The sequence below is a fragment of the Variovorax sp. RA8 genome (assembly GCF_901827175.1).
Classification (GTDB): Bacteria; Pseudomonadota; Gammaproteobacteria; order Burkholderiales; family Burkholderiaceae_C; genus Variovorax.
In genome coordinates, this window is sequence record NZ_LR594662.1 from 6,137,733 (window position 1) to 6,151,882 (window position 14,150).

Annotated in this window: 13 protein-coding genes; 12 read left to right on the top strand and 1 reads right to left on the bottom strand. The window is 65.3% G+C overall.

All coding sequences use genetic code 11. The annotated features are described in order from the left end of the window. Positions 1–64 precede the first annotated feature (64 nt). Positions 65–1,132 (top strand): recombinase RecA, encoded by a 1,068-nt coding sequence (gene recA, locus E5P3_RS29240; RefSeq protein WP_162577011.1) that lies wholly within the window; start codon positions 65–67, stop codon positions 1,130–1,132. Between the two features lie 9 nt (positions 1,133–1,141). After that, positions 1,142–1,591: a recombination regulator RecX gene (gene recX / locus E5P3_RS29245; protein ID WP_162589154.1), complete on the top strand. Its 450-nt coding sequence runs from the start codon at positions 1,142–1,144 to the stop codon at positions 1,589–1,591. Between the two features lie 21 nt (positions 1,592–1,612). Here recX and argC read toward each other — a convergent pair whose 3' ends face one another. Further along, positions 1,613–2,542 (bottom strand): N-acetyl-gamma-glutamyl-phosphate reductase, encoded by a 930-nt coding sequence (gene argC, locus E5P3_RS29250; RefSeq protein WP_162589155.1) that lies wholly within the window; start codon positions 2,540–2,542, stop codon positions 1,613–1,615. Positions 2,543–2,731: 189 nt separating this feature from the next. On the opposite strand from argC, the gene sucC reads away from it, so the two are divergent. From sucC to E5P3_RS29300, 10 genes are all read left to right on the top strand, one after another. Then, entirely contained in the window at positions 2,732–3,898 is a 1,167-nt protein-coding gene (gene sucC / locus E5P3_RS29255) for an ADP-forming succinate--CoA ligase subunit beta (protein WP_162589156.1), read from the top strand. Between the two features lie 9 nt (positions 3,899–3,907). After that, positions 3,908–4,801, top strand: coding sequence for a succinate--CoA ligase subunit alpha (gene sucD, locus E5P3_RS29260; RefSeq protein ID WP_162589157.1), 894 nt, complete (start codon positions 3,908–3,910; stop codon positions 4,799–4,801). An 89-nt stretch (positions 4,802–4,890) separates the two neighbouring features. Further along, entirely contained in the window at positions 4,891–5,574 is a 684-nt protein-coding gene (locus E5P3_RS29265) for a TerC family protein (RefSeq protein WP_162589158.1), read from the top strand. Between the two features lie 34 nt (positions 5,575–5,608). Beyond that, positions 5,609–6,418: a Stp1/IreP family PP2C-type Ser/Thr phosphatase gene (locus E5P3_RS29270; protein WP_162589159.1), complete on the top strand. Its 810-nt coding sequence runs from the start codon at positions 5,609–5,611 to the stop codon at positions 6,416–6,418. 68 nt (positions 6,419–6,486) lie between these two features. Then, positions 6,487–7,137: an FHA domain-containing protein gene (locus E5P3_RS29275; RefSeq protein ID WP_162589160.1), complete on the top strand. Its 651-nt coding sequence runs from the start codon at positions 6,487–6,489 to the stop codon at positions 7,135–7,137. A 39-nt stretch (positions 7,138–7,176) separates the two neighbouring features. Beyond that, a complete protein-coding gene (locus tag E5P3_RS29280; RefSeq protein WP_162589161.1) occupies positions 7,177–9,453 on the top strand; it encodes a CHASE2 domain-containing protein in 2,277 nt (758 codons plus the stop codon). A 13-nt stretch (positions 9,454–9,466) separates the two neighbouring features. Continuing rightward, complete coding sequence (locus E5P3_RS29285; protein WP_162589162.1) at positions 9,467–10,276, top strand: 3',5'-cyclic-nucleotide phosphodiesterase; 810 nt, start codon at positions 9,467–9,469, stop codon at positions 10,274–10,276. Positions 10,277–10,478: 202 nt separating this feature from the next. Beyond that, complete coding sequence (locus E5P3_RS29290) at positions 10,479–10,925, top strand: pilin (RefSeq protein ID WP_162589163.1); 447 nt, start codon at positions 10,479–10,481, stop codon at positions 10,923–10,925. 96 nt (positions 10,926–11,021) lie between these two features. Next, complete coding sequence (locus tag E5P3_RS29295; RefSeq protein WP_162589164.1) at positions 11,022–12,365, top strand: O-antigen ligase family protein; 1,344 nt, start codon at positions 11,022–11,024, stop codon at positions 12,363–12,365. A 27-nt stretch (positions 12,366–12,392) separates the two neighbouring features. After that, positions 12,393–14,144 (top strand): PglL family O-oligosaccharyltransferase, encoded by a 1,752-nt coding sequence (locus E5P3_RS29300; RefSeq protein WP_162589165.1) that lies wholly within the window; start codon positions 12,393–12,395, stop codon positions 14,142–14,144. Positions 14,145–14,150 lie beyond the last annotated feature (6 nt).

Below are 14,150 nucleotides of genomic sequence, written 5' to 3' on the forward strand. Positions count from 1 at the left end.
CCTGTGATTAAAAGCAGATTGGATGAATCCAACACAACCCATTGATCTTCAAGGAGTTCCCCACATGGACGCACTCGTCAAAGGCAGCAGCATCTCGGTCGCGGGCAGCGAAAAAGCCAAGGCCCTGCAGGCCGCCCTGGCCCAGATCGAGAAGCAATTCGGCAAGGGCACCATCATGCGGTTGGGCGAGGGCGAGGCGCTGGAGGACATCCAGGTGGTTTCCACCGGCTCGCTGGGCCTGGACATCGCCCTGGGGGTCGGCGGCCTGCCGCGCGGCCGCGTGATCGAGATCTACGGCCCGGAATCCTCGGGCAAGACCACGCTCACGCTGCAGGTCATCGCCCAGATGCAGAAGCAGGCCGGCACCTGCGCCTTCGTCGATGCCGAGCATGCGCTGGACGTTCAGTACGCGCAGAAGCTGGGCGTAAACCTGTCCGACCTGCTGATCAGCCAGCCCGATACCGGCGAGCAGGCCCTGGAGATCGTCGACTCGCTGGTGCGCTCGGGCGCGGTCGACCTGATCGTCGTCGACTCGGTGGCCGCGCTCACGCCCAAGGCCGAAATCGAAGGCGAGATGGGCGACTCGCTGCCCGGCCTGCAGGCGCGGCTCATGAGCCAGGCGTTGCGCAAGCTCACCGCCACCATCAAGAAGACCAACTGCATGGTCATCTTCATCAACCAGATCCGCATGAAGATCGGCGTGATGTTCGGCTCGCCCGAGACCACCACCGGCGGCAATGCACTGAAGTTCTACGCCTCGGTGCGCCTGGACATCCGCCGCATCGGCACCATCAAGAAGGGCGACGAGGCGATCGGCAACGAGACCAAGGTCAAGGTGGTGAAGAACAAGGTCTCGCCGCCCTTCAAGACGGCCGAGTTCGACATCCTGTTCGGCGAGGGCATCAGCCGCGAGGGCGAGATCATCGATATGGGCGTGACCGCCAAGATCGTCGACAAGTCGGGCGCCTGGTACGCCTACAACGGCGAGAAGATCGGACAGGGCCGGGACAACGCGCGCGAGTTCCTGCGCGAGAACCCGACGCTCTCGCGAGAGATCGAGAACAAGGTGCGCGAGTCGCTGGGCATACCGCTCCTGCCCGAGGACGCGGGCGAGGGCGCATCCGGGGCTTGATCACCGGTGATGGCTTCCAGTGCTCCTTCCCTCAAGGGTCGCGCACTGCGACTGCTCGGGCAACGCGAGCACTCGCGCAGCGAACTCGAGCGCAAGCTGGCCAGGTACGAGGAAGAGCCCGGCTCGCTGGCACGTGCGCTCGACGAGCTGGCCGCCAAGGACTTCATCAGCGAGGCGAGGGTGGTGCAGTCGGTATTGCACCAGCGCGCGGCACGTCACGGCGCGGCGCGCGTGCGCCAGGAACTGCTGCACAAGGGCGTTGCGCCGGAGGCAGTGGCCGAGGCGGTGGCCAGTCTTGCGGCCAGCGAGCTCGACCGAGCGCGCGGAGTCTGGCGCCAGCGCTTCGGCGTGCCGCCGCAAAACGCGGGCGAGCGGGCCAGGCAGGTCCGATTCATGTTGGCGCGCGGCTTCGCCGCGGCCGTGGTGGCCAAGGTACTGCGCGAGGGGTCCGACGAATGAGGGGCCTGAGCCCAGAGCGGCTCAGAGCCCCAGCATCAGCTTCAGGTTCTGTACCGCGGCACCGCTGGCGCCCTTGCCCAGGTTGTCCAGGCGGGCAATGACGACGGCATGGCGGTGGTCCTCGTTCGGGAACACCCGGATCTCGAGGTCGTTGGTGTCGTTCAGCCCCAGCGCGTCGAGCTTGCCGTCCTCGGTGGGTGGCAGCACCTTCACGAACTGCTCCGGCGTGTTGCTCTGGGCGTAGTGCGCCGCCAGCGCCTCCTGCAGGTCTCGGGCCCTGGGCTTGCCGGGGAGGTCGTCCAGATGCAAGGGTAGCTGCACCAGCATGCCCTGCTTGAAGTTGCCCACTGAGGGGATGAACACCGGCCGGCGCGTCAGGCCGGTGTACTTCATGATTTCGGGGATGTGCTTGTGCTTGAGGCCCAGGGCGTAGGTCTCGAACAGCGGCGCTTCGCCCTTCTCGTAGGCCTCGATCATGGTGCGGCCGCCGCCCGAGTAGCCGCTGACGGAGGGCAGGGCGATCGCGTGGCCGGCCGGCAGCAGGCCGGCATCGACCAGCGGGCGGACGATGGCGATGGCGCCGGTCGCATAGCAGCCGGGATTGGCCACGCGCTCGGCCTTGGCCACCGCGTCTTTCTGGCCCGCCACCAGTTCGGGAAAGCCGAACACCCAGCCGGCAGCCGTGCGGTGCGCCGTCGAGGCGTCGATGATCTTGGGACGGCGGCCGTGGCCTTCGAGCTGGTCGATGAGCGCCACGGATTCGCGCGCCGCGTCGTCATGCAGGCAGAGCACCACCAGGTCGACGCCCGCCATCAGCTCGCGCTTGGCAGCCACGTCCTTGCGCAATTCGGGGGCGATGCTCACGAGTTCGACCTGCGGCATCTTCTGCAGCCGCTCGCGGATCTGGAGGCCGGTGGTGCCGGCCTCGCCGTCGATGAAGACCTTGGGCATGGTGGAGCCTCGGATTGCCTCGGGGGCGTAAGAAGAAATTACGTAGTGGCCGCAGCGACGGCACGCCGTTGGTGCGGCGCACCATGATACAGTCCCCTGCTGTCCTCCGCCCGGCCACCCCCGAGCGCCGCGGCCCGAGGGCAACACGAAATCTCCCGTTCCCAACCCTCGTTCCCGAGAGACACCCTCATGAAGATTCACGAGTACCAAGGCAAGGAAATTCTTGCCAAGTTCGGCGTGCCTGTGCCGCGAGGCATCCCAGCGTACACGGTGCAGGAGGCGGTCGAAGCCGCGCAGAAACTCGGCGGCCCCGTGTGGGTGGTCAAGGCCCAGATCCACGCGGGCGGCCGCGGCAAGGGCGGCGGCGTGAAGGTCGCCAAGAGCATCGACGACGTCAAGAAGCTCGCCGGCGAGATCCTCGGCATGCAGCTCAAGACGCACCAGACCGGCCCCGAAGGCCAGAAGGTCCGCCGCCTCTACATCGAGGACGGCGCCGACATCCAGAAGGAGTACTACGTCTCCGCCGTGACCGACCGCGCAACGCAGAAGGTGGCCTTCATCGCGTCCAGCGAGGGCGGCATGGACATCGAGGAAGTGGCGCACTCCTCGCCCGAGAAGATCATCACCGTCTATGCCGACCCGAAGGACGGCCTGACCGACGCGCAGGCCCGCCAGATCGCCGACGGCATCGGCATCCCGGCTGATTCGACCGCGCAGGCGGTAGACGTCTTCAAGAAGCTCTACACCTGCTACATGGAGACCGACGCGTCCCTGGTCGAGATCAACCCGTTGAACCGCGATGGCAAGGGGAACATCGTCGCGCTGGACGCCAAGTTCAATTTCGACAGCAACGCGCTGTACCGCCACCCCGAGATCGTGGCCCTGCGCGACCTCGACGAGGAAGACCCGGCCGAAATCGAGGCCAGCAAGTTCGACCTCGCCTATATCAGCCTCGACGGCAACATCGGCTGCCTGGTGAACGGCGCCGGCCTCGCGATGGCCACCATGGACACCATCAAGCTGTTCGGCGGCGAGCCGGCCAACTTCCTCGACGTGGGCGGCGGCGCCACCCCCGAGAAGGTGACCGAGGCGTTCAAGATCATGCTGAAGAACAAGAACGTGAAGGCCATCCTGGTCAACATCTTCGGCGGCATCATGAAGTGCGACACCATCGCGACCGGCGTGATCGCAGCCTGCAAGGCGGTCAACCTGCAAGTGCCGCTGGTGGTGCGCATGAAGGGCACCAACGAGGCCGAAGGCAAGAAGCTGCTGGCCGAATCGGGCCTGCCCATCATCAGTGCGGACACCATGGCGGAAGCGGCCCAGAAGGTCGTGGCAGCGGTCAAGGCGGCCTAAGGAAAAGACATGTCGATCTACATCAACAAAGACACCAAAGTCATCACCCAGGGCATCACCGGCAAGACCGGCCAGTTCCACACCGAGAAGTGCCAGGAATACGCGAACGGCAAGAACTGCTTCGTGGCTGGCGTGAACCCGAAGAAGGCCGGAGAGTCGATCTTCAACATCCCGATCTTCGGCTCCGTGAAAGAAGCCGCGAAGCAGACCGGCGCCACCGTCTCGGTGATCTACGTGCCGCCGGCCGGCGCCGCAGCTGCCATCTGGGAAGCGGCCGAGGCCGACCTCGACATGGCGATCTGCATCACCGAGGGAATCCCGGTCCGGGACATGCTCGAGTTGCGCAACAAGATGAAGGCGAAGGTCGCCGCGGGCGGCAAGGAAACCCTGCTGCTCGGCCCGAACTGCCCCGGCCTGATCACGCCCGACGAGATCAAGATCGGCATCATGCCCGGTCACATCCACCGCAAGGGCCGCATCGGCGTGGTCAGCCGCTCCGGCACGCTGACCTATGAAGCCGTGGCGCAGCTCACCGAGATCGGCCTTGGCCAGTCGAGCGCAGTGGGCATCGGCGGCGACCCGATCAACGGCCTCAAGCACATCGATGTGATGAAGGCCTTCAACGACGATCCCGACACCGATGCCGTCATCATGATCGGCGAAATCGGGGGCCCTGACGAAGCCGACGCAGCCCGCTGGTGCAAGGACCACATGAAGAAGCCGGTGGTCGGCTTTATCGCCGGCGTGACCGCCCCTCCGGGCAAGCGCATGGGCCACGCGGGTGCCCTCATCTCCGGCGGCGCGGACACGGCGGAAGCCAAGCTCGCGATCATGGAGGAATGCGGATTCAAGATCACGCGCAACTTCTCGGAACTGGGCAAGCTCCTCAAAGCACAGATCTGAGCTGCCGCCTTTCCGGACCACACAAGAAGAAAAGCGCTCGCAATTCACATTGCGGGCGCTTTTTCAATACATAACAGTGGAAAAGAGACATGGAATATCTGCAAACTGCCGGTTTCTGGATCGGCCTTGTCAAGATTGTCTGGATCAACATCATTCTTTCGGGGGACAACGCGGTCGTGATCGCGATGGCTGCCCGTTCGCTGCCGCCGGCGCAGCAGAAGAAGGCCGTGGTGTTCGGATCGGGTGCCGCCGTGGTGTTGCGGATCGCGCTCACCGTCGTGGCGGCCAGGCTGCTGAAGCTGCCCTTCCTCCAGATCCTGGGCGGCGCGCTGCTGCTGTGGATCGGCGTGCAGTTGCTCGGCGACGAAGGCGAGGACGGCGGTGAGGAAAAGCAGTACGGCAGCATGTTCGCGGCGGTGCGGACCATCCTGCTGGCCGACCTGGTGATGAGCCTGGACAATGTGATCGCGGTCGCCGCTGCGGCGCAGGGCAACATGCTGCTGCTGATCCTCGGCCTGGCCATCAGCATCCCGTTGGTGATTTTCGGCAGTACCCTGATGATCAAGCTCATGGAGCGCTTCCCCATCATCATCATGCTCGGCGCCGCCCTGATCGGCTGGGTCGGCGGCGAGACAATCGCGAGCGACGCCGCGCTGAGCGGCGTGCTGTCGGCGAACCCTTGGCTCCACTATGCCGGCGCGGCCGCGGGTGCCTTCTTCGTCGTGGCCTATGGCAAGTGGCAGCAGCGGCGCGCTGTCACGGCTGTGCAATGATCGCGGCCTACTGATCCCCAAGCTCATTTGATTCATGGCGAACCTAGGCGCATCCGTTTCCCCCGACACCGGCGCGCTCACCTGGGATTTCGCCGCGCTCACCGACCCCGGCCGCGTGCGCGCCAACAACGAGGACACGATCGCCTTCGACGCCGCGCTGGGCCTGGTGCTGCTGGCCGACGGCATGGGCGGCTACAACGGCGGCGAGGTGGCCAGCGGCATGGCCGTCGCGCTGCTGCAGGCCAGCTTCGGACGCTGGCTCGCCCACGCCGGACCGAACGCCAACCCCCGCGCCGTGCGGCGCGCGCTGCAGGCCGGCACGGACGAGGCCAATGCCGCCGTCCTGGAAGCCGGCGTGGCCAACCTGCAGCTGCAGGGCATGGGCACCACGCTCGTGCTGGCCGCCTTCGGCCCGCGGCGCGCGATCGTCGGCCACATCGGCGACTCGCGCTGCTACCGCCTGCGCGACGAAAAGCTGGAGCTGCTCACGCGCGACCACTCGCTGCTGCAGGAGCAGCTCGACGCGGGCGCCATCACGCCCGAGCAGGCGAGCCTGTCGCCGCACCGCAACCTGGTGACCCGCGCGCTGGGGATCGAGCGCCACGTCGAGCTCGAAATGCATGAGCACAACGTGAGGGCAGGCGACGTTTTCCTGCTATGTTCGGACGGCCTGAGCGAGATGGTGCCCGACGCGCAGCTTTTCACGATTCTGTTACAAGATACCGGGCTGTCTGAAAAAGCAACACTTTTGGTTGCAGCCGCGAATGAAAATGGTGGCAAGGACAACATCTCGGTCGTCCTGGCCAGGGCCGGTTCGAGCGACGCGCCGCAGGCATCCGGATAGGCAGGCTCGAACAAGTACCCGCTGCAGGTGACCGCCGTGACACAACAAATGAGATCCAGGAGTCGGCCATGCCGAAAATGATCGTTTCGATCGACGGCGTCGTCATCAAGGAAGTGACGCTCGCCAAGGACCGCACCACGCTGGGCCGGCGCCCGTACAACGACATCGTGATCGACAACCTGGCGATCAGCGGTGAGCACGCCGTGCTGCACATGATCGGCGGCGATGTCTACCTGGAAGATCTCAACAGCACCAACGGCACCTACGTCAACGGGCGGGCTGTCAAGAAGCAAGCGCTCGAACACAACGATGTCGTCGAGGTCGGCAAGTACAAGATCCGCTTCCTGGTGGGCGGCGGCGCGGCCGAAGGCGCCGGGCACGGCCCCACCATCGTGGCAACGTCCTCGGAGCCGATCCCGCTTTCATCCGCGCCCACGGTCCATACGCCGCTGGGCGGCTCCACGGGCGTGGCCGTCATCCGCGTCCTCTCGGGCAGCGGCGCCGGGCGCGAACTCTCGCTGCAGAAGGTTGTCACCACGATCGGCAAGCCCGGCGTCGCCGTAGCGGCGGTCACCCGGCGCCTGCACGGCTACGTGGTTGCGCCGATCGACGGCGGCACGGCCCTCAACGGCGAGCCCCTGGGCAACGAGGCGGTCGCCCTGCAAGATGGCGACGTGCTCGAGCTCGGCGGCACGCGGATGCAGTTCGTCGCCAACTGATCGCGTGAAGCGCGAGCGCCGCCGCGCACGCCGGTCCGCATGAGCGGACTGCGGCGGCACGGCGCCCGCATTGCCATCACCCTGCTGCCCGTGATGCTCATGCTGCTGCATGCGGCGGACATCTGGCGGCTCCCCCTGCTGGTTCGGCTGGACCAAATCATCTACGACGCACGGCTGCGCGCCACCATGCCGGGAACGCTCGACCCGCGCATCGTGATCGTCGACATCGACGAAACCAGCCTGCAACAGCTCGGCCAATGGCCCTGGAGCCGCGACAAGCTGGCACGCCTGACGGACGAGCTGATGGGACGCCAGCGAGCGGCGGTGCTTGGCTTCGACGTGCTTTTCGCCGAACCCGACACCAGCTCGGGCCTGCCCGTTCTGCGCCAGCTCGCCGCCGGCCCCTGGCACGACGATCCAAAGTTCGCCGCAGAGATCGAACGGCTCACGCCGCAGCTCGACCACGATGCCCTGTTCGCGACAGCGCTCGCCGGGCGGCGCGTGGCGCTTGGCTACTACTTCACCCAGACGGCCGGGGCGCGCGCCACCGGACGGCTGCCGGCGCCGGCGCTGCCGCCCCAGGCCTTTCCCCCGGGACTCGACTACGCCGCGCGCTGGAACGGCTTCGGCGCCAACATCCCGCTGCTGGCGACGGCTGCGCCGGAAGCCGGCTTCTTCAATGTCGTGCTCGACCCGCGCGAGGATGGCGTCGTGCGCTCGGTGCCACTGCTCGCACGTTACGACGGTACGGACGCGCGCCCCGGCCATTACGAGTCGCTCGCGCTGGTCGTGCACCGGCTGATCGAGGGATCGCCGCCCGCCCTGACCCCCGTGTTCGCGCCGGCCGCCAGCCCGGGCGGATGGCCTGCGCTCGAAGCCCTGCAGCTGGGCGCAGGCGCCTCCCGCCTGCGCGTGCCGGTCGACCAGAGTGCCAGCATGCTGGTGCCCTTCCGCGGCCCCGGCGGCGCGCGCGGCGGCTCCTTTCGCTACGTGGCCGCAGCCCAGGCGCTGGCCGGCGCGCTCGCCCCCGGCGAGCTCGAAGGGAAGGTGGTGCTCATCGGCACCACCGCCCCCGGCCTGCAGGATCTGCGATCGACGCCTGTCGGCGCCGTCTTCCCTGGCGTGGAAGTACACGCTAACATCATCTCGGGCCTGCTGGACCGGCGACTGCTCGTGACGCCCGACTACGCGGCCGGCTACGAGCTTGTCACGGTGCTGGGCGCGGGGCTGCTCCTGGCCATCGGCCTCTCGCTGTTGTCGGCGCCGCGGGCCGCCCTGCTTGCCGTGCTCACTGCGGCCGCCCTGGCCGGGCTGAACAGCTGGCTCTACCTCGGCGCCGGCCTGGTGCTGCCGCTGGCGGCCGCGCTGGTCGTGGTGCCGCTCGCTTTCGCCTTCAGCATGAGCTGGGGCTACTTCGTCGAGGCCCGCGCCAGCCGCAGCCTGGCCAAGCTCTTCGGCACCTACGTGCCGCCGCAACTGGTCGACGAGATGCGCGCCGATCCCGCCCGCTACAGCATGCGGGCTCAAGGCAAGCAGCTCACCGTGATGTTCTGCGACATGCGCGGCTTCACCCGGCTGTCGGAACGGATGGCGCCTGTCGAGCTGCAGGCCTTCCTGAACGCCGTCTTCAGCCGCCTGACCCGGATCATCAGCGAGCACCGGGGCACCATCGACAAGTACATGGGCGATTGCGTCATGGCCTTCTGGGGCGCACCGGTGGACACGCCCGGCCACGCGGCCCTGGCCGTCGAGGCCGCCCTGCAGATGGCCGCGGCCGTGCGGGAGATCAACGGCACGCATCGCGACAACGGACGGCCGGAGATCAGCGTGGGCATCGGCATCAACACCGGCCTGATGAGCGTCGGCGACATGGGCTCGGCGGTGCGGCGCAGCTACACCGTGGTGGGCGACGCGGTCAACCTCGCTTCCCGGCTCGAAGGGCTGAGCAGCCACTATGGCATCGAGATCGTCGCCAGCGCCGCCACCCAAAGCGCGGCCCCGGATTTCGCCTGGCAGGAACTCGACCTCGTGCGTGTCAAGGGCAAGGCCAGGGCCGTGCGGATCTTCACCCCGCTGGGCCGGATGGGCGATTCGGCAGAGGGGTCGCACGAGGCGCTCGCGCAGTGGGCTCGTACACTCGACGCTTACCGCGCGCAGGATTGGCATCAAGCGCAACACCTGCTGGCCCCGCTGCTCGCTGCCGATGCCAAAAAAGTCCTTTACCAGTTGTACGCCGAGCGTTTAGCCTCGCTGGCGTTGCGGCCCAAGGACCCCGACTGGGACGGCGCAACCCGGTTCGACAGCAAACAGCAATAAAGGCTCTCGCAAAATGCAGGTGCGCGTGTTGGGGTGCTCGGGCGCCATCGCCAAGGACTGCCGCACGACCTCGTTCCTGGTCGACAGCGATCTGCTGGTCGACGCCGGCACCGGCGTCGGCGACCTGAGCCTCGACGAGATGGGCGCCATCGACGACGTGGTGCTCACCCACTCGCATCTCGACCATGTGGCCGCATTGCCGCTGATGCTCGACGCGGTGGCCAGTCGCCGCGACAAGCCGCTGCGCGTGCATGCCCTGCGCGCCACCATCGAGGCACTGCGGGCCCATGTGTTCAACAACGTGATCTGGCCGGACTTCGCGAGCATTCCCAGCCTGGAGGCGCCGTTCGTGAGCTTCCACGACATCGTGGTCGGGCAGGAGCTGCAGCTGGGAACGCGGGCGCCCAAGAACATCGAGGTGCTGCCGGCCGTTCACACCGTGCCGGCCTGCGGCTATGCCGTGCGCTGCGCCAAGGGCGGACCGCACTGGGTCTTCAGCGGGGATACCGAGCGCAATCCTGCGTTCTGGCAGCGGGTGAATCAGCTCGACGTGGCAATGCTGGTGATCGAGACGGCGTTCAGCAACCGGGAGCAGGCGCTGGCGCGGCGCAGCCTTCATTTGTCGCCGGCGACGCTCGCGGACGAGTTGGCGCACATTGCAGTCGACAAGGGCTACCCGATCTACATCACCCACACCAAGCCGGCCGAGACCGAGGAGATCATGAGCCAGATCGCCGGGCTGGCGGACGGCTCGCAGATGCACGGTGGTGGGCGGGGGTGGGACATTCGGTGGCTGGAGGCGGCGGGGGTGCTGCAGGTCTGACTTGGAGCGTCGGGTGACTGACAAATTTGTCGGGCCCTGTCCTTCCCCGGCAACAGGATGTGTCACACCCTGTAACTGAAATGGGGGCTTGTAAGCAGTTCTACTGCGTTCAAGGAGTTGTAACGAGGTGGCACGGATGCTGCGGAAGGTTGAACGCACCGGGGGCCCTCCTCGGGCCATCAACCAACCAGGAGTTTCTTGAATGAACCGTCGTTCTATCGCACGCAATGTGCAAAAGGGTTTCACTCTTATCGAACTGATGATCGTTGTGGCGATCATTGGTATCTTGGCAGCTGTGGCGCTGCCGGCTTATCAGGACTACACGACGCGTGCCAAGATCTCTGAAGTGATCGTTATGGGCGCCCCGGCTAAGCTCGCAGTCGCTGAAACGACGTCGTCGCTCGGCCTTTTGAGCAGCGTCACCGCATCCAATAGCGGCTACACCTTTCCTGGCGCAACAAAATATGTGTCAAATGTCGCCATCACTGATTCCACGGGCGTCGTGACGGTCACCTCGACGGTTCCCAATGCGACGGGCGACATCGTCCTGACTCCCACGACCGTTGGTTCGAACACCGGCCAGCTGCGTTGGACGTGCACCTCCGCCATTGCTGCTAAATACCTCCCTTCCGAGTGCCGCCCCACCTGACGGTAGACCGGCGATAGAAGCGGCCCTTGCGGCCGCTTTTTTCGTTTCCCATCCTTCATGACGCACCGAAATCTTGCAAACGGCGCTCTGGCGTGGATGATCCCCGTCTTCGCCGTTGTTGCTTTTTCAGGCGTCACCACTTTTTTCGGGATCGCGGATCCGTACGATTTCTCTCGAAAAGCGCAGATCATCTACCTGTCGATCCTCATCATTTGCTCCGTGTTTCGCCTGCCCGCCGTCTTTCATGAAAGACCACGGTCCGGCATCTTCTGGATCTGGGCGGTTTCGCCAGCGCTTCTAGTGATCTGCCTTCACGGCACTCGGTGGTCCCCGTTTTCCATCGCCGACGCTACGTTGTACGGCATGCTGTTCATGGGGGTCTATTTTTGCGCGAGGCTTTCCGAAGACTGCCCGCAAGAGCAGGATCGAAGCGCGGTGATCCTGGCGCTGGCCCCGTTGCTCAACGTCTGGATGATGGTACTGAGCATCATCGATGTTTTCCTGAGCGGCACATGGAACGACTGGCAGTTGGTGTTCTCGACGATTCGCGAATTCGACGACGCCTTGCTCCCATGCCTGTTCCTGCTCTGGCATCGGCCCGGCGGATTGGCGCGAGTGCGTATGACGCCTCTGGTCTGGCTGCTTTCGACCCTATATCTGCTGGCACTTTGGCAAGACGGCGCCCGCTCTGTCCTGCTGTCTGTGACAAGCGCGCTGCTGCTGGTCGCGTTTCTCCGAAAGGATGCAGCCCTGCTTCGTCTGCCGATTTCCTCGTTCGCGGTCGCGGGGGCATTGTTCTACGGCATGCGATGGCTCTTTGACTCGGACCATACGACTCGAACCGTCTTTAGGCTGACCACTTCGTATCGAAGCGATTTGTGGAGCGGACTCGTGGAATCCTGGGCCCGATCGCCGTGGGTCGGAATAGGCGGCGATCAGTTCGGAAGGCACGACGGCCTCGTGATCGCGATGCACCCTCACAATATTGCGCTGCAATGGATCGGAGAGTACGGATTGTTGGGGGTGGGCGCCGTCGTTCTCGTCGGCTTGCTTCTCCACCGGTTGGTTCGGGGCCATCCCTGGATTCCTCCGTTCTGCCTTGGCGGCCTTTTGGCTTGCGTCATGAACAGTCTTTTTTCAGGAGCGTTTGTCTATCCCTTGAGTCAGCTGCTGACCATGTGGATGGCTGGATGGGCGCTGGCGTGCTACCGCGAGCGCTCAACCGATGCAGCCGCGGCGGCGGCCGCTCCAGTTGCGAATCTCAGGTGGCGTGCCCCCATCGTGCTGGTATCCGCGATGCTGCTGGCGGGCATGTGGACTGTCCATGGCCGCGATCTGGTGTCGCGCCAATCTTCCAATGATTCAGACAGAACGTCCCCGCCGCGCTTCTGGCAACGCGGGGCTGTCCTTAATCTCGACAAAACTGGTGCGAGGCAGTAGCTTGCTTTGACGACCGAACAGAGTCCCGTGTCGAACCTCCAGCAGGCCTTGGGGAGCACCGTGGCGGTGGAGCCGAAGGCGCGCTCAAAGCGCAACACATCGACGGGTGTGTGCTGGTCGCTGTTGGCTTTCGGCTTCGCCCTGCCGTGGCTAGTCCCCGTGCATTCCTATCCGTGGCCTACGCTCTACAACGAGGTTGCCGCCGGTCTTGCCCTCCTGCCGCTGGCCCTGTGGGTGGTGACGCGGCGTGCGGGAATGGTTTTCGACATGCTCTCGCTGGGCTTTGCTGCCGTCGCGTTGGTTCCCTTGCTCCAGGCCGCGGGCGGCATGCTTGCGTTTCCAGGCGAGGCGCCTGTGATCAGCGTGTACCTTCTGGGTTGCGCCGTCGCAGTTGCCATCGCCAGGTCCTGCGAGGCGCTGGCCCCGGGCCGCTTGCCGGACGCGCTGTTCGCAGGTTTTGTCATCGCCGCCGTGGTCTCAACGGCGCTTGCACTCGCGCAATGGCTCTTGCTCGATTGGGGACCTTTCATGGCCCCCATCTCGATAGGTAACCGCCCCATGGCCAATGTGGGCCAGTCCAACGAGCTGAGCACGCTGCTGCTGTGGGGGCTGATCGGTTTGTGGTGGGCTCACGCCCGACGAGGCATTGGCGCCTGGGTAGCAATTTTTGCTGCAGCCACCCTGTTGGTAGGTATCGCAAGTACGCAGTCTCGAACGGGCTGGCTTGGCATTGCACTGTTGCTCGCGTTCGCGTGGGTCTCGCCTGGTTCGCTCGGGACCGCGAAGCACCGACTGGTCTTTCTCGGGCTGGGACTCTGGTTCGCTGTGCTGGCCTTCGGCTGGACATACACGACGGAACTCATTGGTGCCGGTGGGGCAGATAGTCTGCGTTCGCGCCTAAGGTCGGGGCTCCGACCGGAAATTTGGTCCATGATGATCGATGGGATACATCATCGACCATGGCTGGGCTACGGTTGGAACCAAGGCCGATTGGTCCAGGTCGACGAACTGCCCCAATACGCCGACCTGAAAAGGGGCATCCAGCACGCCCACAACCTTGTGCTCGACTTGATGCTGTGGAATGGGCTGCCCCTGGGTCTGGCCATCGCTGCACTGTTGGGTCTTTGGTTATGGTGGCAGGTGCAGCGCGCCACTAGCGCAGAGCAGATTCTGATTCTGCTGACCATCGGTACATTCACGCTGCACGCTTTGCTCGAGCTGCCGCATTGCAAGGCCTTCTTCCTGGTTCCGGTCGCGCTAATGATGGGCATCCTGAACGCGCGCTCGACGCTCGTTCCGCCCGCCCGCCTGCCACTCGCCGTATCGGCGGCCCTTGTGATTGCGCTGGGCAGCGTCCTGCTTCTCATGTGGAAGGACTACCGCGCCATTGAACTGGACGTGCAATCCCAGCGCTTGCGAGCCGCCCGAATCGGTGCTCACGCGCCCCCTCCGGCGCCTGAGATTTATATCCTAAACGGATTGCAGGCCGCTCTTATCAACGAGCGCATCGAGCCGCGCAAACACATGCCGGCAGACGAGATCGAGCGCTTGCGCTTAACCGCACGGCGTTATCCCGAGGAGGCCGCGCTCTTGAGATATGCAAAGGCCGCCGCGCTCAATGGGCAGTCGCTGGCTGCGCAGGACGCGCTACGGCAAGCGTGCATGCTCTTCCAGCATAGTTATTGCGACAAGCTTCGAATCGCCTGGGGCGAATTCGCGCGCGAACACCCTGGCGCCGAGCCTGTGCCCTTTCCTCGTCTGGGGCTCAGTACCCAATGAACGCAC

Coding starts and splice junctions, on each gene's coding strand:
- recA (WP_162577011.1), top strand. CDS start 65: ATGGACGCACTCGTCAAAGGCAGCAGCATCTCGGTCGCGGGCAGCGAA.
- recX (WP_162589154.1), top strand. CDS start 1,142: ATGGCTTCCAGTGCTCCTTCCCTCAAGGGTCGCGCACTGCGACTGCTC.
- argC (WP_162589155.1), bottom strand. CDS start 2,542: ATGCCCAAGGTCTTCATCGACGGCGAGGCCGGCACCACCGGCCTCCAG.
- sucC (WP_162589156.1), top strand. CDS start 2,732: ATGAAGATTCACGAGTACCAAGGCAAGGAAATTCTTGCCAAGTTCGGC.
- sucD (WP_162589157.1), top strand. CDS start 3,908: ATGTCGATCTACATCAACAAAGACACCAAAGTCATCACCCAGGGCATC.
- E5P3_RS29265 (WP_162589158.1), top strand. CDS start 4,891: ATGGAATATCTGCAAACTGCCGGTTTCTGGATCGGCCTTGTCAAGATT.
- E5P3_RS29270 (WP_162589159.1), top strand. CDS start 5,609: ATGGCGAACCTAGGCGCATCCGTTTCCCCCGACACCGGCGCGCTCACC.
- E5P3_RS29275 (WP_162589160.1), top strand. CDS start 6,487: ATGCCGAAAATGATCGTTTCGATCGACGGCGTCGTCATCAAGGAAGTG.
- E5P3_RS29280 (WP_162589161.1), top strand. CDS start 7,177: ATGAGCGGACTGCGGCGGCACGGCGCCCGCATTGCCATCACCCTGCTG.
- E5P3_RS29285 (WP_162589162.1), top strand. CDS start 9,467: ATGCAGGTGCGCGTGTTGGGGTGCTCGGGCGCCATCGCCAAGGACTGC.
- E5P3_RS29290 (WP_162589163.1), top strand. CDS start 10,479: ATGAACCGTCGTTCTATCGCACGCAATGTGCAAAAGGGTTTCACTCTT.
- E5P3_RS29295 (WP_162589164.1), top strand. CDS start 11,022: ATGATCCCCGTCTTCGCCGTTGTTGCTTTTTCAGGCGTCACCACTTTT.